This window comes from Mameliella sp. LZ-28 (genome assembly GCF_012274245.1).
GTDB classification, from domain to species: domain Bacteria; phylum Pseudomonadota; class Alphaproteobacteria; order Rhodobacterales; family Rhodobacteraceae; genus Antarctobacter; species Antarctobacter albus.
Genome location: NZ_JAANYX010000033.1, coordinates 305,019 through 327,765, shown reverse-complemented (window position 1 = coordinate 327,765; position 22,747 = coordinate 305,019). Strand labels below are relative to the sequence as shown.

The following is a 22,747-nucleotide window of genomic DNA, read 5'->3' as shown; positions in this document are numbered from 1 at the left end:
GCGGAACGAATGGAGGCACGCATGGCACTCGACGAACGCAAGGGCGTCTGGAAATCGGGTAAGGGCAAGGGGCGTCACACGCCGAAAGGCCGCCAGGTCGACGACACGGCCCAGTCCGAGGTGAAGGCGCTACTGGGCGACCGCCCGCGCAACCGCGACCTGCTGATCGAATTCCTGCACCTGATCCAGGATGAATTCGGCCATCTCTCGGCCGCGCATCTGCGCGCCCTGGCCGAGGAAATGCGCCTCAGCATGGCCGAGGTCTACGAAGTGGCCAGCTTTTACGCCCATTTCGACATCGTGAAAGAAGGCGAGACGCCGCCGCCCGCGCTGACCATCCGGGTCTGCGATTCGCTGTCCTGTGAACTGGCCGGGGCCGAGCAACTGCGCGCCGCGCTGGAAGAGGGCATGGATCCGACGCAGGTCCGCGTCTTGCGCGCGCCCTGCATGGGCCGCTGTGACACGGCGCCGGTGCTGGAGCTGGGGCACAACCACATCGACCACGCCGACGTGGCCAAGGTGCATGCCGCGATCGAAGCGGGCGATACACACGCACATGTCCTGGAATATCAAGGGTTTGCTGCATATTACTCAGATGGCGGATATGCCCGTCTCAAGGATCTGCGCGAGGGCGGAAACTGGGAAGAGGTGCAGGAAACGGTCCTCTCTTCCGGCCTGCGTGGCCTTGGCGGAGCGGGTTTCCCGTCGGGCCGAAAGTGGGGCTTCGTCCGCGGAAATCCCGGACCGCGCTACCTGGCCGTGAATGGCGACGAGGGCGAGCCGGGCACCTTCAAGGACCGCTTTTACCTCGAGCGGGAACCTCATGTTTTCCTTGAGGGAATGCTGATCGCGGCCTGGGCCGTGGAGGCGGATCGCTGCTTTATCTACATGCGCGACGAATATCCCGCCGTGCTGGAAATCCTGCGCCGCGAGATCGCCGCGCTGGAAGCGGAGGGGATCGTCGAACCCGGGTATATCGACCTGCGCCGTGGTGCAGGCGCCTATATCTGCGGCGAAGAGAGCGCGATGATCGAGTCGATCGAGGGCAAGCGCGGTCTGCCGCGCCACCGTCCGCCCTATGTCGCGCAGGTCGGGATCTTCAATCAGCCCACGCTGGTCCACAACGTCGAGACGCTCTACTGGGTTGCGAAGATCTGCCGGGAAGGTCCTGAAATCCTTTCGGGAATCGAAAAAAACGGCCGCAAGGGCCTGCGGTCCTACTCGATCTCTGGCCGGGTGGCCAAACCGGGCGTCTACCTCCTGCCCGCCGGATCGACCATCCTGGACGTGATCGAGGCCGCCGGTGGCATGGCCGAGGGGCATGTCCTCAAGGCCTATCAACCGGGCGGGCCGTCTTCGGGCCTGTTGCCGGCTTCGATGAGCGATGTGCCGCTGGATTTTGACACCTTGCAGCCGCATGGATCCTTCATCGGGTCCGCCGCCGTTGTCGTGCTGTCGGATCAGGACCGCGCGCGGGATGCCGCGCTGAACATGCTGCGGTTCTTCGAGGACGAAAGCTGTGGCCAGTGCACGCCGTGCCGGGTCGGCTGCGAGAAGGCGGTCAAGCTGATGTGCGCGGAAAGCTGGAACACCGACCTGCTCGAGGAACTGTGCCAGGCGATGGGCGATGCGTCGATCTGTGGCCTGGGACAGGCGGCGCCGAACCCGATCCGGCTGACGATCAAGCATTTCCCGGAAGAGATCTGAATTCCCGGGTATTGTCGGGAAGGTGCAAATTGAAATCGTCCACAGGCACCTGTGGACGATTTTTTGTTGGCTTGGGATAAGTGTACAGTGGTCTGTGGCCGGGGTTCCGGTCTGGTGTCGTGGTGAAAGCCACCTTTCATTGCGCGCGCAAGCGTATTAGGTGAAGACAACTCAAGCATCAGGCGCGGCCCATGTCTTTTTTCGGCAAGCTCAAGAACAAGTTGTTCAAATCCTCCTCCAAGCTGGACGAGGGGCTGGACGCAATTGTCCAGGAGGGCGGTGAGGAAGACGTCGCCGAAACACCCGAGCCAAAGGCCGAGGCGGTAGAGCCTCGCCTCCAGGCCCCGGCGCCGAAACCCGTCCCGGTCGAACCGGTGCCGGTGCATGAACCCGAGACCCCGGCCGAGGCAAAACCCTCTGGCGGCCTGCTGGGCCGGATCATGGGGAGGTCGCAGGGTGAGGGCACGGTGGCGCGCCGGGTGCTGGACGACGAGATGCTGGAGCAGCTCGAAGAGTTGCTGATCGCCTCGGACATGGGGGTGGACACGGCGCTGCGCGTGACCTCGAACATCGCCGAAGGGCGTTTCGGCAAGCGTCTGTCCTCGCTGGAGATCAAGCAGGCGCTGGCGTCCGAGATCGCCCGGGTGATGGAGCCGGTGGCGCGTCCGCTGCCGCTCTATCCGAAAAAGCCGCAGGTGGTGCTGGTTGTCGGCGTCAACGGGTCGGGCAAGACCACGACCATTGGCAAGCTCGCCAGCCAGTTCAAGGCCGCGGGCAAGCAGGTGGTGATCGCGGCGGGCGATACCTTTCGCGCCGCCGCCGTCGAGCAACTGCAGGTCTGGGGCGAACGGGCCAATGTGCCGGTGCTGACCGCGCCCGAGGGCAGCGACCCGGCCAGCCTGGCCTTTGACGCCATGACCAAGGCGCAGGCGGACGGTGCGGACCTATTGATGATCGACACCGCGGGCCGGCTGCAGAACCGCCAGGACCTGATGGAGGAATTGGCCAAGATCGTCCGGGTGATCCGCAAGAAGGACCCGGATGCGCCGCACAACACGCTGCTGGTGCTGGATGCGACGACCGGCCAGAACGCGCTCAGCCAGGTCGAGACCTTCCGCAAGCTGGCCGATGTTTCGGGCCTGGTGATGACCAAGCTGGACGGCACCGCCAAGGGCGGTGTGCTGGTGGCGCTTGCAGACAAGTTCGGCCTGCCGATCCATGCCATCGGCGTGGGCGAGCAGATCGAAGACCTGGCCCCCTTCGACCCCGAAGAATTCGCCGCGGCGCTGACCGGCCTCGACACGGAATGAGCGGCCTAGCGGTCGTGGGCGATGTCCTCGATCCATTTCAGAAGCGCAAGGACGATGACCACAATCACCGTGGCCATTGCCGCAAGCGTCAGGCGCCCCGCGCCGCAGCCCAGGCCCACGGCTCCGGCCAGCCACATAGAGGCCCCGGTGGTGATGTTGTGAACCTTGTCCGCCGAGCGGAAGATCACGCCCGCCGCGAGGAAGGCCACGCCCGCGGTGACGGCCTCGATCATGCGCAGGGGATCGTTGCGTTGCTCACCCGCGCCGCCGAAATCCAGCGCGCTCAGCTCGCGCCCGATCAGCACGAAGAGGCAGGCGGCCACGGCCACCAGGATATGCGTGCGCAGGCCCGCCGGTTTGTGGTGCCATTCCCGTTCGAACCCGATGGCGGCGCCAAGCACCACGGCTCCGCAGAGCCGCACGAAGGCGGACCAGGCGGGAACCACGGCAAAATCGCCGTACAGTTCGGATGTCAGGCTGTCGAGCATGGGGACCTCTTTGCGTTCACCGTAGCACCAACGCGCAGCCTGCGCGATGGGGCGCGTCCGGGGGGCCGTCGGTGAGCGATTGGCTGGTTTCGCTGGAGGGCACCGAGACAGGCCAACAGGCGGCGCTGATGCTGGCGTTGACGGCGGCCCTGCTGCACGCGGTCTTTGGCGCGCTGCAGAAGGGACGGCACGACCCCTGGGTGTCGCGTGCGGCGATCGACGGCTGGCTTGTGGTGCTCAGCTTTCCGCTGCTGTTCCTGGTGCCTTGGCCCGAACCGCACATGTGGCCGATCTTTGCCGGGGTCATGGTGATCCATTTCACCTACAAGCTGTTGCAGGCGATGGCCTATACCCGTGGTGCCTACACGGTGGTCTATCCGGTCGTGCGTGGGACGGGCCCGCTGTTCACGGTGATCGGTGCCTGGCTGATCTTTGGCGAGAGCTTTACCGGCGTTCAGTGGTTGGGTCTTGGCGTGGTGCTGGCCGGGATCTTTGGGCTGGCGGTCTACAACTTCATCTTTCTCGAAACCGCGCGCGAGACGCTGGGCCCGGCCCTGGCCTACGCGCTGGCGACGGGGTTTTTCGTGGCGCTCTACACCACCTATGATGCCTACGGCATCCGCGCCACCGCCGATCCCTTTACCTTCCTCGCCTGGTTCTTTTTCCTGTCGGCGCTGGATTTCCCGGCCCTGCTGTTCCTGACCCCCATGCGACACAGGGTGTCGGGCTTTCCCCTGCGGCCCCTGGTGTTGCGCGGGCTGGCGGGGGCGCTGGTGGCCTACGGCTCCTTCGGGTCGGTCATGATGGCCACGCGGCTGGACAAGGTCGGCGAGGCAGCGGTGCTGCGCGAGACCTCGACCGTCTTTGCCGCCGTCATCGGCTGGCTGATCCTGCGCGAGACAGTGGGTCCAAGGCGCATCGCGCTGATGGTCCTGATCGCGGCAGGGGCGGTGATCGTTGAGCTTGGCGGCTGAAAGACCTATGTGACGCAGGCAAAGTCAGAGGAGCGCGCAATGGAACAACGCCAGGTCAACCCGATGCTGAAGACGGCGCTGGAGTTCGGCCCGATCCTGGGGTTCTTCGCGGCTTACCTGTGGCTGAAGGACCGGACCTTCGTGATCGGGGGCACTGAATACGAAGGGTTCATCGTGGTTACGGCGGGGTTCATCCCGGTGTTCCTCGTCTGCATGGGCGCGCTTTGGGCCCTGACTGGACATCTGAGCCGGATGCAGGTGGTCACGGCGGTGCTGATCGTGGTCTTTGGTGGGCTCAGTGTCTGGCTGAATGACGACCGTTTCTTCAAGATGAAGCCGACGCTGATCTACCTCCTTTTCGGCGGTGCACTGGCGATCGGCCTGATGCGCGGCGAGAGCTGGTTGCAATACGTCATGGACGGGCTGGTACCCCTGCAGCGCGAGGGTTGGATGATCCTGACCAAGCGGGTCGCCGGGTTCTTCTTGTTGCTGGCGGTGCTGAACGAGGTGATCTGGCGCACGATGGACACAGAGATTTGGGTCTATTTCAAGACTTTCGGTCTCACGGTCGCGATTTTCCTGTTCTTCATGTTCCAGGGCGGTCTGTTCAAACAATACGGCACCCAGGACGCGGACGAAGAGTGACCGGGGGCTTTTGCCCCCTCAACTCCCACGATCGATCTTCGTACTGAGGTGGATCAGGCTTTCCGAGGCCCTGACGCCCTTTGCCTCGCCAATGGCATCCAGCGTGCGGTCCAGCGCCTCTGTCGTCTCTGCACTGAGCTGGGCGATCATGTCGAACCTTCCCGACGTCGTGTGCACCGTTTCCACCGCCGTGAGGCTTTTCAAGCGTGACAGGACCGCCGGCGTGGCGCGCGGCTCGACCGAGATCAGCACCGTGGCGCGCAGGGCGGGGCGCAGGCCCGGACCGCGTTTGAGCGTGTAGCCGGCGATGGCGCCACGCGCCTCCAGTCGGTCGAGCCGGGCCTGCACCGTGGTGCGCGCCAGTCCCAGCCGGCGGGCCAGGTCGGCCACCGGGGCGCGCGCGTTTTCCGCGAGGGCGGCCACCAGGGCGCGGTCCGTTTCGTCGATCTGTTGGTCCATGTCGTCAGTTTGCCCATAATTGACGTGCATTTCGAACAGAGTTGCAGGTGAATCCGTGCGTTGCAAGGGCCAGACTGGTTTCACAGGCGAACAGGAGGCACGAGCAATGGTGCTGCACGAGGCATTCCAGCGCGATCCCGCGCTCTGGCTGGCGCGCGAGCGCCCCGAAGATCCGGTTTTCTTTCACGATCCCAGGCGGCTGCGCGACGTGGCGCGGTTGTTCCTTGACCGGTTTCCGGGCGAAGTGACCTATGCGGTCAAGGCCAATCCCGACCGGGGCGTGATCGAGACCTTGACAGAGGCGGGGATGGAGGCCTTTGACGTGGCCTCTCCCGAGGAGATGGCCTTGGTGCGGGCGGTCGCGCCGCGCGCGCGACTGCATTATCACAACCCGGTCCGGGCCCGGTCCGAGGTGGCGGCGGCACGGGGCTATGGCATCACCTCGTGGTCGATTGACCGCATGGCGGAACTGGACAAGCTGGGGCCGCTGGAGGGCGCCGAGGTCGCGGTGCGGCTGAAGCTGCCGGTGGCCGGGGCGGTCTATGATTTCGGGTCGAAATTCGGAGCGGGGCCAGAGGCGTGCGGCGCATTGCTGCGCGCGGTTGTCGCCCGGGGCGGGCGCCCCTCGCTGACCTTTCATCCGGGCACGCAATGCCGCGCGGCGGGGGCCTGGGTCTCCTACATTCAGGCAGCGGCCGAGATCGCCCAGTCCAATGGCATCCGCCTGCATCGGCTGAACGTCGGCGGCGGGTTTCCGGCGCACCGTGAGGACCCGGCCCCCGACCTGCCCGCGCTTTTCAGAGCCATCGACGAGGCCGTCGCAGCAGCCTTCGGCGCGGACCGTCCGGCGCTGGTCTGCGAGCCGGGCCGGGCGATGGTGGCCGAGGCCTTTGAGCTGGCCTTGCAGGTCAAGGCGCGGGACGGGGACGCGGTCTTTCTGAACGACGGCATCTATGGCGGGCTCAGCGAATGGCGCGATCTTGGCCCCGCAACGCGGATCAGCGCCCTGGCTCCGGATGGGTTGCCCAGGGCCGGAGCCATCCGGGCGACAGAGGTCTTCGGGCCGACCTGCGACAGCCTCGACCGGTTGTCGGACCGTGTCGATCTGCCCGCGGACCTGGCCGAGGGGGACTATCTGCTGTTCCACGCCTGCGGCGCCTATTCCACGGCGCTGGCCACCCGGTTCAATGGTTACGGTGCCCGGCGCATCGTGACTTTGGCGCGATAATCGGCCGCTCCGGGAAAACCGGGGGCGGGCTGCGGTGCGCCCTCTGGACACCCGCGCCATGACGACTAATCTCCGCCGCGACAGGACAATTGCGAGGGAGACACTCATGGACAAGTTCGGCAAGAGCCAGCCGGTGAAACGGGTCGAGGATGTGCGCTTCCTGACCGGGCACGGGCGTTACGTGGACGATGTTGCGCCCGAGGGGGCCTTGCGGGCCTTTGTTTTCCGCTCCCCCGTGGCGCATGCCGAGATCACGACGCTGGATGTAAGCGCCGCGCGCGAGGCGGAAGGCGTGCATCTGGTGGTGACGTCGGACGATCTGCTGGCGGCGGGCATCGACACTGGAATGTCCGGTGCGCTGGCGCCCAACCGCGACGGCAGCAAGGGCGCGGCGCCCAAGCGCCCGGTGTTGGCAGAGGGGCGTCTGCGTTATGTCGGTGAACCGGTGGCGCTGGTCGTGGCCGAGACTCTGGAACAGGCGCGCGACGCCGCCGAGCTGATCGAGCTGGACTACGACGAGCTGCCGGTGGCGATGGCCTTGGCACCCGGAGAAAATACGATTCACCCCGAGGCCCCCGATAACCGGGCCTATGACTTCGGCATCGGAGACGAGGACGCCACGAACGCCGCGTTCGATGCGGCGGCGAAGACGGTCAAACTGGAAATCGGCGACAACCGGATCATCGTCAATTCGATGGAGCCGCGCGGCGCCTTTGCCGAATGGACCGACGGGCGCATCCACCTGGGTTTTGGCGGGCAGGGCGTCTGGGGCATGAAGGCCGAACTGGCGCGCGCCTATCACATGGAGCCCGAGCAGATCCACACCACCAACCCCGACGTCGGCGGCGGTTTCGGCATGAAGGGTTTTCCCTACCCGGAGTATTTCGTGCTGCCCTACGCGGCGCGTGAAACGGGCCGCCCGGTGCGCTGGATGTCCGACCGGACAGAGGCGATGCTGTCCGACAACGGCGGGCGTGACCTGGTGACGACGGCAGAACTGGCCTTTGACGCGGACAACCGCATCACCGGCTACCGGCTGCACACGCGGTCGAACCTGGGTGCCTACAACTCGCATTTCGGTCAATTCATCCAGTCGAACCTCTTTGCCCGCGTGCTGACCGGCACCTACGACATCCAGACCGCTTTCTACCGCTCGGAAGGCTTCTATACCAACACCGTACAGGTGGACGCCTATCGCGGCGCCGGCCGTCCAGAGGCGATCTATGTCCTGGAACGTGTGATGGACCGGGCCGCGCGCGAACTGGGTATCGATCCGCTGGAGCTGCGCCGGATCAACTTCATCAAGCCCGACCAGTTTCCCTACAAGACAGTGACCGGCGAAAACTACGACGTGGGCGATTTCGTGCGCGTTATGGGCCATGCCGAGACGACGGCGGACCTGGCGGGCTTTGCGGCCCGGCGCGCCGCCTCGGAGAAGGCGGGCAAGCTGCGCGGCTTGGGGGTTTGTTATTACATCGAGTCTATCCTGGGCGCCCCGAACGAGGATGTGAAGGTGGAGTTCACCGAAGACGGCGGCGCAAGGATCTATGTCGGCACCCAGTCGAACGGGCAGGGGCATGAAACCGTGTTCCGCCAGTTCCTGGCCGATCAGACCGGCATTCCCGCCGAAAAGATCGAGGTGGTGCAGGGCGACAGTGACCTGATCGCCTCGGGCGGCGGCACCGGCGGGTCCCGTTCCGTCACCGTGCAGACAAACGTGACCCTGCAGGCGGTCAGCGACATGGTTGCGGGCTTCTCCGATTTCCTCGCAGGCGAAATGGGCGTGGACGCGGCGGCGATCACCTTCGACGGTGAGACGTTCCGCGCGGACGGATCGAACCTGACGCCGACCATGCTGGAGGCCGCGCAGATGGCGCGTGAGGCGGGCCGCGAGGATCTGCTTGTCTGGCAGGCGACCTCGACCCTGCCGGGGCGGTCCTATCCCAACGGCTGCCATGTCGCCGAGGTCGAGATCGACCCGGAAACCGGCCAGACGATCTGCGACCGTTACAGCGTGGTCGACGATTTCGGCAACCTGATCAACCCGATGCTGGCCGAGGGGCAGGTGCATGGCGGCGTGGCGCAGGGGCTGGGCCAGGCGCTGACCGAACATGTGGTCTACGACGAGGATGGGCAGCTGCTCACGGCCTCTTTCATGGACTATGCCATGCCGCGGGCCGACAATATGCCCATGATCGGGTTCGAGACAGAACCGGTGCCCTCGACCGCAAACCCGATGGGAATGAAGGGCTGCGGCGAGGCCGGGACGGTCGGGTCGATGGCTGCGGTGTCGAATGCGGTTCAGGACGCGCTCTGGGCGCGTGGAATCAAACAGGTGGACATGCCCTTCACGCCGGCGCGCGTCTGGGCCATGCTGGAAGGTGATGCGATCGCAGCTGAGTGACATTGTTTTCGGCTGGCTCCGCCGCAAGTCTTCGGCGGACCATTCCGCATACGCGCGGCGGCGCGGGCCGGTCGATCATGTCCTCATTCTGGATGGCACCATGTCCTCGCTCACGCCCGGCGAGGAAACCAACGCCGGGCTGACCTACCTGCTGCTGAAAGAGGCCGGGCATTCCTCACTCTATTACGAGGCCGGGGTGCAATGGACGGACTGGGGCGCCACCACCGACGTGGCGCTGGGCCGCGGCATCAACCGGCAGATCCGCCGCGCCTATGGCTATCTCGCCTCGCGCTATCGCGCGGGCGACCGCATCTTCCTGATGGGCTATTCGCGGGGCGCCTACGCCGTCCGCTCTTTGGCTGGGATCATCGACATGGTCGGGCTCTTGCGGGCGGAATGCGCCACCGAACGCAATATCCGCCAGATCTATCGCCTGTACCAATACGCCCCCAAGGGGGCCGCCGCGCGGGCCTTTGCGGCGCGCAATTGCCATGCCGAGTCGCCGGTCGAGATGATCGGGGTCTGGGACACGGTCAAGGCGCTGGGCCTGCGCCTCCCGCTGCTCTGGCGGCTGACCGAATCCGAGCACGAGTTTCACAATCACTCGCTGGGTCCCGCGATCCGGCACGGCTATCACGCGCTGGCCCATGACGAAACGCGCGCCGCCTATGCGCCTGTGCTCTGGGAATGCCCGCCGGGCTGGGCGGGCAAGGTCGAACAGGTGTGGTTCCGGGGGACACACGGGGACATCGGCGGTCAACTGGGCGGTTTCGATGCGGCGCGGCCCCTGTCCAATATTCCGCTCGTCTGGATGCTTGACCGGCTGGAGGCCCGCGGCGTGGCCCTGCCGGAAGGGTGGAAGACGCGGTTCCCCTGCGATGTAAATGCGCCCTCGGTCGGCACCTGGATGGGGGTCAGCAAGCTGTTCATCCTGCGCGGGGCGCGTCGTGTCGGGCGGGATGCTTCGGAGAGCCTGCACCCCACCCTTGTTGGGTCGATGGCGCCCGCAGGGGCGCAGGCTGTTGGTTGACGGGGTAGTCAAGAAGAATGTTCACAGTTTCTTTACAGACCTTGGAACTGTGGCTTTGGTGCCTATCTTTCTATCAGGATCGCGGGGCCGGAACCCCCGTGAGACCTTCACTGTCCCTCGTTCCGTGACTGGCGCCCGGGTTTTTGCCCGGGCGCTTTTTCTTTTCCTAAACCCGGTATATTTGAGAGGGCATGAGCTATTCGGATGACAAGCTGAAAGAGATTCTGACGCGGACCAAGGTCGTCGCGGTGGTGGGCGTATCCATGAATCCGGTACGGCCCAGCTATTACGTCGCCCGATATCTTTCGCTGAAGGGTTTCAAGGTGATCCCGGTCAATCCGGGACATGCTGGCAAACGCCTGTTCGGGCAAGAGGTGCGCGCCTCGCTGGCCGATTGCCCTGACACCGTGGACATGGTGGACATCTTTCGCAGGCCGGAACATGTGCCGCCCATCGTCGAAGAGGCGTTGGAAGTCTTTCCGAATCTGCGCACGGTCTGGATGCAGATCGGTGTCGTCAACGAAGAGGCGGCACAGATGGCCGAGGCGCGCGGCGTCGACGTGGTGATGGATCGCTGTCCCAAGATCGAGTACCAGCGCCTGTTCGGTGAACTGCGCATGGGCGGTTTCAACACCGGGATCATCTCGTCCAAGCTGTGATGGGGCGCCTTGACCGCCTGCGCTAGGTCCTGAAGGCGGCGCGCAGCTGGTCGTGGGCGAAGCCCAGTTTCCCGCGCACCGATGGGGTCAACACGAACGGATAGAGATCTGGCAGTTCCAGCGCACGATTCACGTGGGTGACGGCCAGGGACAGGCGTACCGCGTGGTTCAAGACGCGATCCGCGTCGGCATCCGCATAGGCGTTATAGCCGGGCGGTGGTCCCTCCGGCAGGGAGAGCCCTGCCGCGGCGGCGCTGTCGGCGATATCCACCAGATGCAGAAGGTGGGCGACGGTTTCCGCCCAGTCCTCGTGCGGGTGGGCGGTGGCGTAGGGGGTAATATGGGTTTCGCCCGGATCGCGCGGCGCGGCGTAATGGCGTTCCAGCGCCTTGGCGTAGTCGGCGCGTTCGTCCCCGAAGAGGCTGCGGAAACTGGTGAAAAATGCGGGCCGCACGGTCAGGCGTTCGAACAGGAAATGCGCGCATTCATGGCGCATGTGGCCCAGCATGGTGCGGTAGAGCTCTCCAAGGTCGTCCTGGCGTTCCGCCCGTGTGGCCTCGTCGGCCTCGCTGACGTTGATGGTGATGACGCCCTGGGCATGGCCCATCGTGACCTGCTGTTCGCCCTGGGCGGTATCTTCCGACAAAAGGCGGAACACCGGACGCGGGCCGGGGTCCGTGTCGGTAAACCAGCCCCAGCGGGCAAGGTTGGCCAGCATCCAGCGCTTGGCCGCCTCTGTCCGCGCCCAGAGCGGCAGGTTGTCCGCCTCGCGCAGGTCCGGCACGGTTTCCGTCATCGCGCAGGACCGGCACAGGCTGTCTGCCTCCGGTTCGGGCAGCCAGTTGCATCCGATGGCGGGGTGATTGGCGCAGCGCGCCGTGACGGCCACCATGACCTGCGCCTGAGGGTCGAAACCGACCTCCTGTCCGCACGTGCAGCGGTCATTGTCGAACCAGAGCGGGGTCTGGCAAGCAGGGCAGTTGAAAACCTGCATCCGGGGTCCTTTCGCGAATGTCTGACAGGCCAACGCGGCATGACGGCCCCGGGTTGCCTCAGCGATGTGCGGCGATCCAGGCCAGGCAATCTTCGCGCGCCGCGCGCATTTCTGCGGCATCCGCAAAGGCCGCTGTCGGGATCACGATGTACTCCATCTGCCCGGTCAGGAACAGCAGGCCCTCGGGGTCTTCGATCACCTCCAGCACGGCGGGCCAGCGCAACAGGCTCTCACTCACCTCTCCGGTGATGCGCAGGCCCTCTGCGGAGAGCTGGTAATGCAGCGGCGCCTGACGGACCGGAGCGTTCCGGACCGACTCCCAGACGTGGCGGCGGCGCCAGGTGAACAAGCCGATCAGCGCGGCCATGAGTGCGGCAAAGGGCAGGTACGACGACCATTCCGGCAGGCGCATGTCGGTCGCATTGGCGAGAATGACCAGCCCCAGCAAGACCGCGACATAGACGACAAGGGCGGCCAGCACCCCCCATCGCATCAGCCAGGGCTGGTGGCGGCGGCGCAGGCGGGCGCAGATCGCTGCGTGTTTCAGATCCCGGACAGTGCCGGTGAAGTGCAGCCTGTCGGACATGGTATCGTCTCAGCGCCCCGCTTTTTCGGCGATGCCGGATTGCCCCTGGCGCCGGGCCAACTCCGCCATGACCTCGCTCAGCGCCACGTCCCGCGATTTCAGCATGACCAGCAGGTGAAACAGCACGTCGGCGGTTTCCGAGACCAGCCGCGCGCGGTCATCCTTGACCGCTTCGATGATCGCCTCGATGGCCTCTTCGCCAAATTTTTCGGCCACCTTCTCCGGCCCCTTGGCAAGGAGCTTGGCGGTCCAGCTTTCGTCCGGCGAGGCGGCGGCGCGGGTGGCGATGATCTGTTCGAGATCGTCCAGGGTCATGTCGGTTCCTTTTCAGGCGGTCGTCAGAGACGGCTGTCCCCGGTCAGAATGGTGTCGAGCAGGGACCAGAGCTGTGCCTCCATCGGCGTGCCCAGCACCTGTGCCCGATTCAGCGGGGTAAAGACCGGGCGGGCTTCGGCCATGTCGGCCTCGGGCCAGTCCAGCAGGCTGGGACCATCGCGCGAGATGCCGATCCGCAGGCCCCAGCGTTCATCCGGCCCCGCGCCTTCGGTCCAGTCACCGATGTAGAGACGGACGAGCGGCAGGTGATCCTTTGTCCCCAGCGTCACGCCGACGGTGTACCACCCGGCGGTCATGTCACCAACCTCGAGATAGCCGGTGACGACTGTGGTGGGGGCGCCGCAGCAGGTGCAGGCGGTCTCTTCGATCTCGCCCTCGCGGAGGGTGACGTCAGAGCCGTCGCTGAACACGCTTGCCCCCTTTACAGCCTGACCGGAATGCCGGCGGCCGCCATATGCGCCTTGGCCTCGGCCACGGTAAAGGTGCCGAAGTGAAAGATCGAGGCCGCCAGCACCGCGCTGGCATGGCCTTCGGTCACGCCTTCGACAAGGTGATCGAGCGTGCCTACACCGCCCGAGGCGATGACGGGAATGTCCACCGCATCGGCGATGGCGCGGGTCAGGGGCAGGTTGAAGCCTGCCTTGGTGCCGTCGCGGTCCATCGAGGTCAGCAGGATTTCCCCGGCCCCCTTGGCGGCGATGGTCTTGGCGAATTCCACCGCGTCGATCCCTGTGGACTTGCGCCCGCCGTGGGTGAAGATCTCCCAGCGGCCCGGTTCGACCGTTTTGGCGTCAATGGCGCAGACGATGCACTGGCTGCCGAACTGGTCGGCGGCCTCGGCCACCACGTCCGGGTCGGCGACGGCGGCGGAGTTGAAGGACACCTTGTCCGCACCCGCGAGCAGCAGGGCGCGGACATCCTGAACCGTACGCACGCCGCCGCCCACGGTCAGCGGGATGAAACACTGTTCCGCTGTGCGCGTGACCACGTCGAACATGGTGCCGCGGTTCTCATGGGTGGCATGGATGTCGAGGAAACAGATCTCGTCCGCGCCGGCGGCGTCATAGGCGCGGGCGGCGTCCACGGGATCGCCCGCATCGCGCAGGTCGACGAAATTGACGCCCTTGACGACACGTCCGTCGGCGACATCGAGGCAGGGGATGATGCGGGTCTTGAGCATGGCGTTGCGTTAGCGCGAATTGACCGGCGAGGGAAGGGGGGAGAGGGCCGGGCGCGACCGCTCTGGCGGGCACGCCCCGGGCCGCTCATGAAAGCGAGGGCGCGCCCCGGGAGACCTGCAGTCTGAAAACGCTTGGCCGTGAACGGGCAACGCGGTGCAGGGTGGTGGCGGGGACAAGGTAGTAGCCCAGCGGCAGACGCGCATTCCACAACAGGTCGTTCGGACGGAAAGGCCCGCCTTTTTCCGGGTTTTCCAGCACGGAAAAGATCACGTTTACGATCCAGATCGCGGCCATGAACATGAAACGGTCCTTTTGGGAACTTGTCTGGGAAGGATGTTTACCAAGCCGCCGGAAGGCGGCGCAGTCAGGAAGTCCCGACCTGGTCCTTTGGGCGCTGGGCAAGCTGACCTCCTCCGCCACGGGCGAGTTACTTTAGATCAGTGGTGTTGGCAAGTGCGGGGTCAGGGATTGGCCTTGCGTGCAACGACTCTCTCGTACCCTTCGGCGACAACCACTACCAGCATCAAGGTTGGCAGCAGGGTCATGCCGGCGAGGGCGGAAAATAGGCCCCACTCTTGATGGGCATAGGCGATGCGTGCGAGCAAAGGCCATTCTGGGCAGGTCATGCCCTTCAAGACGTTGCCATGGCAACCGATGCTGCGCAGGTAACGATCTGTCCAAAGTACCTGCGCGTGCCCTGACAGAATAAGGAGTGCCACCGGGATCAGGACAACACGTGCAAATGCCAACCGGCACAACCAGGCAAGGATCAGCGCGATAAACGGCAGGCACGAGTAAAGCGTGGAGAGGCTCATGGGCGCAACATCGCCCAGTGAGAGCGGTACTGGCAGTCCGGATTTCCAGACCTTATGCCTTGAGCGCCTCGAGCGCGGCCTTGAGGTCGATGGCGCCGTCATAAAGCGCGCGCCCCGATATGGCACCGTTCAGGGGCGCCCCGCAGTCGCGCAGGGCCTTGAGGTCCTTGATCGACGACACGCCGCCCGAGGCGATCACCGGGATCGTCACCGCGTTGGCCAGGGCCGCCGTCGCCTCGACGTTCGGGCCCTGCATGGCGCCGTCGCGGTTGATGTCGGTGTAGATGATCGCCGCCACGCCCGCGTCTTCGTAGCTGCGCGCAAGGTCCACGGCATCCACCTGCGTGACCTCGGCCCAGCCCTTGGTGGCCACGCGGCCGTCCTTGGCGTCGATGCCCACGGCCACCTGTCCGGGGAAAGCGCGCGCCGCCTCGCGCACCAGCTCGGGGCGTTCGACGGCAACGGTGCCCAGGATGACCCGCGACAGGCCCTTGCCCAGCCACATCTCGATGGTGGCCATGTCGCGGATGCCACCACCCAGCTGGGTCGGCGTCTTGGTCTGTTTCAGGATCGCCTCGACGGCGGCGGCGTTCACCGGCTCTCCGGCAAAGGCGCCGTTGAGGTCGACAAGGTGCAGCCACTCACAGCCCTGCGCCACGAATTCCAGCGCCTGGGCGGCGGGATCGTCGTTGAAGACGGTCGCCTTGTCCATGTCGCCGCGCAGCAGGCGCACGGCCTTGCCGTCCTTCAGGTCGATCGCGGGATAAAGGATCATTTCGGGCTGCCCTTTCAGAGTTTTGCCGCGCCTTAGTATGACGCCACGATAGATGCAACGCGACCTTGCGTCATGCTTGATCGGGGACTTGCGCCGCCGACACAGTCGAAATGACCTGAACGGGAGGAGACGGGCATGAAATTACTCAAGATTGCGGCAGTTTGCGGATTGGCGGCCGGTGCGGCTGCGGCGGACCCGATCGAAGGCACCTGGCAGACCGAACCCGACGACGGCTCTTATGCGCATATCGTGATGGCGCCCTGCGGGGGCAAGATCTGTGGGCAGATCGCGCGCACCTTCAACGCGGGCGGCGAATATGCCTCTCCGACCAGGGGCAAGACCTTGGTGATCGACATGGTCCCGCAGGGCAACGGCAAGTACGAGGGCAAGGTCTGGCGCCCGTCGAACAACAAGATCTACCTCGGCAAGATGACCCTGGACGGCAGCCGCCTGAAACTGCGCGGCTGCGTGGCGGGCGGGTTGATCTGTTCGGCGCAGACCTGGCGACGGGTACAATAAGAGGGCCGTGACCGGCAATATCTTGCGGACGGGCGTTCGGCCTCTGGAAATGCGCCGCGCGGCTACCACATGCGTGCTAGGGTTCAGTCCCGAAACTTCTGTATCAAAGGACGCATCTCATGCCCCGCTTTCGCCTGTTTCTGCCGCTTGTTCTCGGTAGCCTGGCGGCCCCCGCTCTTGCCGATCCGGCCGTCGGTCTCTGGCACACGGAACCCGACCGCAAGAACCTGACCAGCCTGATCCGCATCGACACCTGCGGCGCCGCGCTTTGCGGCACGGTGCTCAAGGCCTTTGATCCGCAGGGGCGCGAGGTGCAGACTGCGAATGTCGGCAAGCGGCTGTTCTGGGATCTCAAGCCCGCAGGATCGGGCAACTATGCGGGCGGAACCGTCCATGTGCCGCTGTTGAATGTCCAGGCCAATGCCAAGGCGGAACTGTCGGGCAACAGGCTGCGCGTGACGGGCTGCAAGGGGCTGGTCTGCGACGGCCAGACCTGGGTCCGCGCCAACTGAGGCCGGGGCGGGGGCTCTGCCCCCGTCTCCCTCCGGTCGACTCCCCCGAGGTATTTTTCAAACCAAAGAAGCCGTTCCGACCAGGCAGGGGCCGGGAAGGCGTGTTCAGGGTTGCCAGGTCAGGAAGTTTGCAATCATGCGCAGTCCGGCCCCGGCGCTTTTTTCCGGGTGGAACTGCAGGCCGATCATGGTGTCGCGCGCCACGATGGCGGTGACATCGCCACCATAATCGACATGGGCGACCCGCTGTGCCGGGTCGTTCAGGCGCATCTGGTAGGAATGCACGAAATAGGCGTGTTCGCCGGTGGCGATCCCGTCCAGCACCGGGTGCGGATTGTCGATCACCAGGTCGTTCCAGCCCATGTGCGGGACCTTCAGCGTCTTGTCTGTTGGTGCGATCACCTCGACCTCGCCGTCGATCCAGCCCAGGCCCGGCGTCTCGGCGTATTCATGGCCCACTCGTGCCATCAGCTGCATGCCCACGCAGATGCCCAGGAAAGGCTGTCCGCGGGTTTCCACCGCCTCGATCATCGCCTCGAAACAGCCAGAGTTGCGCAGCGCCGAGGCACAGGCGGGAAAGGCGCCATCGCCGGGCAGCACGATGCGATCGGCCCGGGCCACCATGTCGGGGTCGTCGGTGACGCGCACCTCGCCCGCCCCGGTTTCCAGCGCCATCTTCTGAAACGCCTTTTCGGCGGAATGCAGGTTGCCGCTTTCGTAGTCGATGATTGCCGTCAGCATCGCGGCCTCCTTGGTCAGCGGATCGTTTCGGGGGGCAGGCTAGAGCGCGCCCTTGGTCGAGGGCACCGCATCCGCCTTGCGCGGATCGGTTTCCAGCGCGTCGCGCAGGGCGCGTGCCACGGCCTTGAAGGCGGCCTCTGTGATGTGGTGGCTGTTGACGCCGTGCAGGCCGTCGATGTGCAGGGTGATGCCGCCATGCGTACTGAGCGCCTGGAAGAACTCGCGCACCAGTTCGGTGTCGAAGGTGCCGATCTTCTGGCTGGGCAGGTCCAGGTTCCAGACCAGGAAGGGGCGCGCGGACAGGTCCAGCGCGGCGCGGACCAGCGCATCGTCCATCGGCAGCAGGCAGGAGCCGTAACGCACGATGCCCGTCTTGTCGCCCATCGCCTGGGTCAGTGCCTGACCCAGGGCGATGCCCACGTCCTCGACCGTATGGTGATCGTCCACATGCAGGTCGCCCTTGGCCCGTACAGTCATGTCGATCAGCGCGTGGCGCGAAAGCTGGTCCAGCATGTGGTCGAAGAAACCGACGCCGGTTTCATTGTCGTAAGTGCCGGTGCCGTCGAGGTTGACCTCGACACTGATCTCGGTCTCGGCGGTCTTGCGGGTGATCTTGGCGGTGCGCATCATCTTGTCCCCTGAAGTCGGCCCCTTATAGGCATGGCGGCGGCGGCGTCAAAGGGGGAGGGCGCTCAGTCCCCACAGGCGCGCAGCATCGCGTCCAGCGTGGCGGCGTCGGGGAACTGACCTCCTCCGGACAACACGCCGCGTTCGCGGGGCAGGTCGTTGCTTTCAAAGAAGAAACGCTTGCCGGTGTGGTCCTTGGGATTCACCGGCAGGCCCAGGGTCATCCAATGCACATCGTCGTCGACGCCGCTGGCGATATGGTGTGCCTGCCACATGGGAATACGCTCTTCACCGATGGTCAGAGTCATGTCGTCCGCCTTGGCCGGGTCAAAGGAATAGATGTACTCTTTTGCCGAGTGGTCACGAATGGTCAGCAGCCAGCCTTCCTGTCCCTGCGAACAGCGCAGGGTGAATTCCGTTTCCGGCGCCCCATTGTCGAACAGGATGTCCCAACGCAGAACCAACCCGCCCTCGGCCACCTCGACGCGGGTTGTGTCCTGCCGGGCCGCCGCGATGCGTAGGCGCGACAGTTCCTCCGCGTTCAGGTAGTGCATGGCGCCGGGGGCAACCTGGCTAGACAGAGTCACAAGTTCGGCGCTGATGCCCATTTCGACCAGGTAGAGCACAATCTGCCCCATGATCTGCTGCGTCGCCGAAGTGGGCAATTCCTGGCCTTGTGGTGCATAAAACTGGTGCACGCCGAGTTGGCCCGGTTCGACCCAGCGTTCCCGGCCGCCGAGCAGGGCGAATGCGCAGGCGGATTCGCAGGTGCCTTCGCCCTGCAGGGTTTCTGCAAAACCGTCGAAGAATTCCGTGCGACCGATGCTGACAGACAGGTCATGTTCGCGAAACAACCGTCCGAGAGCAATGGCCGCGCCAAGGTTCCCACCCGGTGAATCAAGCTCGATGTGACCTTCGACCCCGGTCTTTTCGAGAAAGGCGCGGAAGGCGTCGGGGGTATCGGCGGTGATCTCTCCTGCGGCGGCGACCCAGGTGCAGCCGACGCACATTCCGCCGCTGGAGGCCCGCTTGAAGGTCATCGGATCCGCACCGGCGGCGGAGGTGGCAATGCACAGGGCGGTGGCAAGAAGGAAACGCATCATGGAAACTCCGGGTGTCGAAATCGCGCTGACGTTAATCAGCGTCGGGTGCGCTGTAAACTTCTGATGGCACGGACTGTCGAGGCGCGTCCGTCAGTCCCCACAAGCGCGGGTGAGAACATCCAGCGTCGTCTTGTCCGGGACGGTTCCCTGCGCCGAGAGGACGTATTTGAAATTAGTCATCCGGTTGGTCTGGAAGCGAAGGTCTTTGCCGACGTGGCGATGCAGATCGGCGGGCAGGCGGACCGTGAGGAAATAGTCGTCTCCTCGGGGACCCAGTTCGATGACAGTGTCAAAAGGCATCGGGTAGGCCGTGCCCCCCAGGGCGACCTGCATGTCCGGTGCCCCTCTTTGCCGGTCGGGCACGCCGTTGTTTGCACGGATTCCCGTATCGAGGACCGAGAGCAACCAGCCCGAATGCCCACGCGAACATCGCAGGCTATAGGCCCTGTCGAGATGGCCGTCCGAGCCAAGGGAGTCCCAGCGGGCCACCAGCCCCCCATCCCCGGTTTCGAGGCGGAGTGGCGAACGGCTGCTTTCCGTGCTGATGCCGAGGCGCGCTAGTTCCGGCTCGGACAGATAGTGCATCTGGTCACCCGGGATCTTGCTGGCCAGGGTCAAGAGTTCGGCGCTGACCCCCATCTCGATCAGGTAGAGGACAAGCTGGCCCATGATCTGCTGCGTGGCGGCGGTCGGGATGTTGCTGCCATCGGGGCTGTGGAACTGGTGCACGCCCAGTTCGCCGCTGTCTGCCTGGCGGCTGGTTCCGCCGATCAGGGCAAAGACACAGGCGGATTCGCATGTGCCGCCGTCGATCCGCTGGTCATATTGCGGCATGTCCGGCATGGGCGCGCTGCGACCGACGGTTGTGCGAATGCCCTTTTCGCGGAACAAACGCCCCAAGGCGATGGCGGCGCCGAGATTGCCGCCGGGGGAATCCAGGTTGAGACTGTAGCCAATGCCGTTTTCCCGGAGATACGTCCGGAACGCCTCTGGCGTCTCCTCGGTGATTTCCCCCTCGGCAGAGGTCCACGCGCAACTGATGCAGTTTCCGCCCAACCAGCGTTTTTCAAAGCGCATGGGATCTGCAGCGGCAGTGAGCGCGCAGGTGCCAAGAACGACAGCCAGGAAAATTACCTTCATCACGATACCCCTAGAATGAACCTTGTGACGCTAACCAGCGTCGCGCGCCATGTAAACCACTGATGGCGCACGCGGTTCAGGTGCGGACAGCTTCAGCGTCGACAGAGTTGCGGGCAATTCCCTGAGGGATATCTACGGCGCATTGCACCGCAGGTGGGATGCGGGACTGGGATTTCAAGATCAGAAGAAAGTGACAGATGGAGCGGGCGAGGCGATTCGAACGCCCGACCCTAACCTTGGCAAGGTTATGCTCTACCCCTGAGCTACGCCCGCGAAACCATCTTGTCGTTCCGGTCCCTCGTGTCTTGGCGGTGGGTGCCGCCCGAGGAAATCCGGCCATTTGGAGCGGGCGAGGCGATTCGAACGCCCGACCCTAACCTTGGCAAGGTTATGCTCTACCCCTGAGCTACGCCCGCGTGCCAAATGGTGAGCGCGGAATTAGCCTCTACGGCGCGGGGGTGCAAGAGGAAAATGCACGTGCCCGTCGCTTTTGATCCGTGCACCTGTCATAGGGCTATTCGGCGGCCGCGGGCGGGCTTGCACCGGGGCGCCGGACCTCTGTCCCGGTCTTGCCGTCACCGGTGCACAGGAACACCGTCAGGTCATCGCCATGCGCCCGCAGCAGCGGATCCGAGACCAGTCCGGCCCGTGCCGCAAGTGCCGCCAGGTCGGCACGGTTCTGTGCGCCGGTCTTTTGCTGCACCGTGGCCATCCTCTGGCGCACGGCGGAAAACGAAATCCCCAGTTCATGGGCGATCTGCTTGTCCATCAGGCCCTGTCCGACCAGTCGCAGCATCTCTTTCTGCTTGTCGGTCAGTTGGTTGCGCTCGATGAATTCCAGCTTGAACAGCTCGGTATAGCGCGTGTGGGCGCTCAACATGGCGGCGTGGATGGTCCAGCCGTGCCGTTCCAGCAGGGCGTCGAAATCGGCCCTGTCCAGATCACCGCCAAGCGTGATCAGCGCGGCCTGACCCGGATCGCCCATGCGCAGCGGGATAGAGATCCCGGCCCGCATCCCCATCTCGGCGCCGATCCGGACATGGCGGCGCCGATCCTCCGAAATCTCGCCCATCTCGTCGAGGTATTCCTCGCCCACCATGATGGGGGTCAGGTAGCGGCAGCCATGCATCCGAAAGGCAGAGGTGTGCCGGATATGCGGAAATCGGCGCAGGTAGTCGAACCAGCGCGAGTCGATCGTCGTGCGAATGAATTGCGTCTGCTCCCAGTTTCGGAAATCAGTGGCGTAGACATAATCGACCACCTCCAGCCCCATGCCGTCGGCGAGGCAGACGATCAGGTCCCAGACGTCTTCGGTTGTGGTCGTTGCTTCCAGCCGGACGAGGAAATCCAGCAGTCTTGAGGGAATGAATTTTTCGGTGCCCTTCAAGGCGGTGCCGTCGAAATGTGTCATGCAGACACTTTCCGTAGCGGCGTCGAAAAGGACAGTAGGGATTTCCCGAGACTGGCAGAATTGACAGGTGCTGCGGCTCAGTCCCCGGCGGGTTCGATCAGGTCCCAGCGATTGTCGAAAGGATCGCGAAAGACGGCAACGGTGCCGTAGGCTTCGTGCCTTGGCTCTTCTTCGAACTGCGCGCCGGCTGCGACCAGTCGGTCACGATCACCTGCAAAATCCTGCGTGTGCAGGAACAGCCAGACCCGTCCACCGCCTTGCTGTCCGATATGGTCGCGCTGTGGGCCCACGGCGCGGGCCAGAAGGAACTGGGTCTGTGCAGCTTTCGGGGCCACGCGCACCCAGCGTTTGCCGCCACCTAGGTCGCTGTCCTCGATCAGTTCAAAGCCAAGCCCGTCGACGAAAAAGGCAAGGCCCGAGTCGTAGGAGGGGACAAGGATCGCGACAAGGGCCAGGTGCATGGCCTATTGCCAGAGTTGCGGAACGGGGGTGTCCACCAGCAAGGCCCGCAATTCACTGGCCAGCGGCTCTTCGATGCGTTTCAGTCGCGCGCGCGTGGTGAAATAGCCGTAATAGCGTCCATCCCGGGCTTGCACGGCCCAATCCGCGATCTGCGGGTTCAGAAAGTCGATCGGGGCGCGCAGGCGCTTGCCGGGCATGAAACGCGGCTGGCTGGCCAGCTTGCCGGTGAAGCCTTTGCCCTTGCGCCGGATATTGTCGACCCAGACGAATTCGATCCGCTTGTCCGGGTCATCGACCCGCACCGCAACGTAAAGCGCAAGCGAGGGCGAGAAGAACCCGTATTTCTTTTCCGTGCCCGAGAGCGCGGCAGGCAAGGACGCGCGGGCCAGCCCGAAGGCGCGGTTCATCGCCGGGTCGCTGCTGCGGACCTTCAGCACGTCCAGCTCCCCCGGGGGCAGGGCGTCCTCGGGGATCTCGATGACCGGGCCGGGGGTGTCGAAGGGGATCTCGCCGTCGGTCGCGCTGCGAGCCGCGAGCGCAAGCGCCATCAGGGCGCAGAGCATGGCGGTCGTCCGGCGAAAGAGCATGCGGGAATCCTTCCCGATTCTGGAATGTCAGCAGGGGGATCATAGCCGTCGGAC

General features: G+C 64.9%; 27 protein-coding genes and 2 tRNA genes. 10 read left to right on the top strand and 19 right to left on the bottom strand.

Annotated elements, in window-relative coordinates; all coding sequences use genetic code 11:
* Positions 1-21: 21 nt before the first annotated feature.
* Both G9Q80_RS19545 and ftsY read left to right on the top strand, forming a co-directional pair.
* Positions 22-1,707, top strand: coding sequence for an NAD(P)H-dependent oxidoreductase subunit E (locus tag G9Q80_RS19545; RefSeq protein ID WP_088715874.1), 1,686 nt, complete (start codon positions 22-24; stop codon positions 1,705-1,707).
* Between the two features lie 191 nt (positions 1,708-1,898).
* Positions 1,899-3,017 carry a signal recognition particle-docking protein FtsY gene (gene ftsY, locus G9Q80_RS19540; protein WP_088715794.1) on the top strand — a complete coding sequence of 373 codons (1,119 nt, stop codon included), beginning with the start codon at positions 1,899-1,901 and terminating at the stop codon, positions 3,015-3,017.
* A gap of 5 nt (positions 3,018-3,022) precedes the next feature.
* Here ftsY and G9Q80_RS19535 read toward each other — a convergent pair whose 3' ends face one another.
* Positions 3,023-3,505, bottom strand: coding sequence for an MgtC/SapB family protein (locus tag G9Q80_RS19535; protein ID WP_043144147.1), 483 nt, complete (start codon positions 3,503-3,505; stop codon positions 3,023-3,025).
* Positions 3,506-3,576: 71 nt separating this feature from the next.
* Between G9Q80_RS19535 and G9Q80_RS19530 the strand changes: the two genes are divergently transcribed.
* Positions 3,577-4,479 (top strand): EamA family transporter, encoded by a 903-nt coding sequence (locus G9Q80_RS19530; RefSeq protein ID WP_088715795.1) that lies wholly within the window; start codon positions 3,577-3,579, stop codon positions 4,477-4,479.
* A gap of 39 nt (positions 4,480-4,518) precedes the next feature.
* On the top strand, positions 4,519-5,124 hold the full coding sequence (locus G9Q80_RS19525) for an inner membrane-spanning protein YciB (protein ID WP_088670459.1): 606 nt from the start codon (positions 4,519-4,521) through the stop codon (positions 5,122-5,124).
* Positions 5,125-5,142: 18 nt separating this feature from the next.
* Here the strand turns inward: G9Q80_RS19525 and G9Q80_RS19520 are convergent, their stop codons facing one another.
* Positions 5,143-5,613, bottom strand: a complete 471-nt coding sequence (locus G9Q80_RS19520; RefSeq protein WP_229754836.1) for an Lrp/AsnC family transcriptional regulator — start codon at positions 5,611-5,613, stop codon at positions 5,143-5,145.
* 76 nt (positions 5,614-5,689) lie between these two features.
* Here G9Q80_RS19520 and G9Q80_RS19515 point away from each other — a divergent pair, with 76 nt between their 5' ends.
* The 4 genes from G9Q80_RS19515 to G9Q80_RS19500 all read left to right on the top strand — a co-directional run bounded on the left by G9Q80_RS19515 (position 5,690) and on the right by G9Q80_RS19500 (position 10,904).
* Positions 5,690-6,811, top strand: a complete 1,122-nt coding sequence (locus G9Q80_RS19515) for a type III PLP-dependent enzyme (RefSeq protein ID WP_088715796.1) — start codon at positions 5,690-5,692, stop codon at positions 6,809-6,811.
* A 106-nt stretch (positions 6,812-6,917) separates the two neighbouring features.
* Positions 6,918-9,215 carry a xanthine dehydrogenase family protein molybdopterin-binding subunit gene (locus G9Q80_RS19510; protein WP_088715797.1) on the top strand — a complete coding sequence of 766 codons (2,298 nt, stop codon included), beginning with the start codon at positions 6,918-6,920 and terminating at the stop codon, positions 9,213-9,215.
* Positions 9,196-10,245 (top strand): T6SS phospholipase effector Tle1-like catalytic domain-containing protein, encoded by a 1,050-nt coding sequence (locus tag G9Q80_RS19505; RefSeq protein ID WP_074621455.1) that lies wholly within the window; start codon positions 9,196-9,198, stop codon positions 10,243-10,245. Before G9Q80_RS19510 ends, G9Q80_RS19505 begins: the two co-directional genes overlap by 20 nt.
* A 191-nt stretch (positions 10,246-10,436) precedes the next feature.
* A complete protein-coding gene (locus G9Q80_RS19500; RefSeq protein WP_043144160.1) occupies positions 10,437-10,904 on the top strand; it encodes a CoA-binding protein in 468 nt (155 codons plus the stop codon).
* A 22-nt stretch (positions 10,905-10,926) separates the two neighbouring features.
* Here the strand turns inward: G9Q80_RS19500 and G9Q80_RS19495 are convergent, their stop codons facing one another.
* From G9Q80_RS19495 to hisA, 8 genes are all read right to left on the bottom strand, one after another.
* Entirely contained in the window at positions 10,927-11,898 is a 972-nt protein-coding gene (locus tag G9Q80_RS19495) for a zinc-binding metallopeptidase family protein (protein ID WP_088715798.1), read from the bottom strand.
* A 58-nt stretch (positions 11,899-11,956) separates the two neighbouring features.
* A complete protein-coding gene (locus G9Q80_RS19490; protein WP_088715799.1) occupies positions 11,957-12,484 on the bottom strand; it encodes a YcxB family protein in 528 nt (175 codons plus the stop codon).
* A gap of 9 nt (positions 12,485-12,493) precedes the next feature.
* The gene (locus tag G9Q80_RS19485) at positions 12,494-12,799 is read right to left on the bottom strand and encodes a phosphoribosyl-ATP diphosphatase (RefSeq protein ID WP_088715800.1); all 306 of its coding nucleotides are present in this window, start codon (positions 12,797-12,799) and stop codon (positions 12,494-12,496) included.
* Positions 12,800-12,822: 23 nt separating this feature from the next.
* Positions 12,823-13,230, bottom strand: a complete 408-nt coding sequence (locus G9Q80_RS19480) for a hypothetical protein (RefSeq protein ID WP_088715801.1) — start codon at positions 13,228-13,230, stop codon at positions 12,823-12,825.
* Positions 13,231-13,241: 11 nt separating this feature from the next.
* The gene (hisF, locus tag G9Q80_RS19475; protein WP_088715802.1) at positions 13,242-14,000 is read right to left on the bottom strand and encodes an imidazole glycerol phosphate synthase subunit HisF; all 759 of its coding nucleotides are present in this window, start codon (positions 13,998-14,000) and stop codon (positions 13,242-13,244) included.
* Between the two features lie 85 nt (positions 14,001-14,085).
* A complete protein-coding gene (locus G9Q80_RS19470) occupies positions 14,086-14,301 on the bottom strand; it encodes a hypothetical protein (protein WP_088715803.1) in 216 nt (71 codons plus the stop codon).
* A gap of 161 nt (positions 14,302-14,462) precedes the next feature.
* Positions 14,463-14,816 (bottom strand): hypothetical protein, encoded by a 354-nt coding sequence (locus G9Q80_RS19465; RefSeq protein WP_088715804.1) that lies wholly within the window; start codon positions 14,814-14,816, stop codon positions 14,463-14,465.
* A gap of 52 nt (positions 14,817-14,868) precedes the next feature.
* The gene (gene hisA / locus G9Q80_RS19460; RefSeq protein WP_043144179.1) at positions 14,869-15,591 is read right to left on the bottom strand and encodes a 1-(5-phosphoribosyl)-5-[(5-phosphoribosylamino)methylideneamino]imidazole-4-carboxamide isomerase; all 723 of its coding nucleotides are present in this window, start codon (positions 15,589-15,591) and stop codon (positions 14,869-14,871) included.
* A 135-nt stretch (positions 15,592-15,726) separates the two neighbouring features.
* Here hisA and G9Q80_RS19455 point away from each other — a divergent pair, with 135 nt between their 5' ends.
* Together G9Q80_RS19455 and G9Q80_RS19450 are read left to right on the top strand one after the other, a co-directional pair.
* Complete coding sequence (locus G9Q80_RS19455) at positions 15,727-16,110, top strand: DUF2147 domain-containing protein (RefSeq protein WP_074621447.1); 384 nt, start codon at positions 15,727-15,729, stop codon at positions 16,108-16,110.
* Positions 16,111-16,229: 119 nt separating this feature from the next.
* Positions 16,230-16,622 (top strand): DUF2147 domain-containing protein, encoded by a 393-nt coding sequence (locus G9Q80_RS19450; RefSeq protein ID WP_088715805.1) that lies wholly within the window; start codon positions 16,230-16,232, stop codon positions 16,620-16,622.
* Positions 16,623-16,727: 105 nt separating this feature from the next.
* On the opposite strand, the gene hisH is transcribed toward G9Q80_RS19450, so the two are convergent.
* From hisH to G9Q80_RS19405, 9 genes are all read right to left on the bottom strand, one after another.
* Positions 16,728-17,363, bottom strand: a complete 636-nt coding sequence (gene hisH, locus G9Q80_RS19445) for an imidazole glycerol phosphate synthase subunit HisH (protein WP_088715806.1) — start codon at positions 17,361-17,363, stop codon at positions 16,728-16,730.
* Positions 17,364-17,402: 39 nt separating this feature from the next.
* On the bottom strand, positions 17,403-17,990 hold the full coding sequence (gene hisB, locus G9Q80_RS19440) for an imidazoleglycerol-phosphate dehydratase HisB (protein WP_069209959.1): 588 nt from the start codon (positions 17,988-17,990) through the stop codon (positions 17,403-17,405).
* A 65-nt stretch (positions 17,991-18,055) separates the two neighbouring features.
* A complete protein-coding gene (locus G9Q80_RS19435; protein WP_088715807.1) occupies positions 18,056-19,093 on the bottom strand; it encodes a COG3904 family protein in 1,038 nt (345 codons plus the stop codon).
* A 90-nt stretch (positions 19,094-19,183) separates the two neighbouring features.
* A complete protein-coding gene (locus G9Q80_RS19430; protein ID WP_088715808.1) occupies positions 19,184-20,233 on the bottom strand; it encodes a COG3904 family protein in 1,050 nt (349 codons plus the stop codon).
* 198 nt (positions 20,234-20,431) lie between these two features.
* A tRNA-Gly gene (locus tag G9Q80_RS19425) sits at positions 20,432-20,506 on the bottom strand.
* 68 nt (positions 20,507-20,574) lie between these two features.
* Positions 20,575-20,649: transfer RNA gene (locus G9Q80_RS19420), tRNA-Gly, on the bottom strand.
* A gap of 98 nt (positions 20,650-20,747) precedes the next feature.
* Positions 20,748-21,644 carry a helix-turn-helix transcriptional regulator gene (locus tag G9Q80_RS19415; protein ID WP_088715809.1) on the bottom strand — a complete coding sequence of 299 codons (897 nt, stop codon included), beginning with the start codon at positions 21,642-21,644 and terminating at the stop codon, positions 20,748-20,750.
* 77 nt (positions 21,645-21,721) lie between these two features.
* Positions 21,722-22,105 carry a VOC family protein gene (locus tag G9Q80_RS19410; protein ID WP_088715810.1) on the bottom strand — a complete coding sequence of 128 codons (384 nt, stop codon included), beginning with the start codon at positions 22,103-22,105 and terminating at the stop codon, positions 21,722-21,724.
* Between the two features lie 3 nt (positions 22,106-22,108).
* Entirely contained in the window at positions 22,109-22,693 is a 585-nt protein-coding gene (locus G9Q80_RS19405) for a DUF2314 domain-containing protein (protein ID WP_088715811.1), read from the bottom strand.
* Positions 22,694-22,747 lie beyond the last annotated feature (54 nt).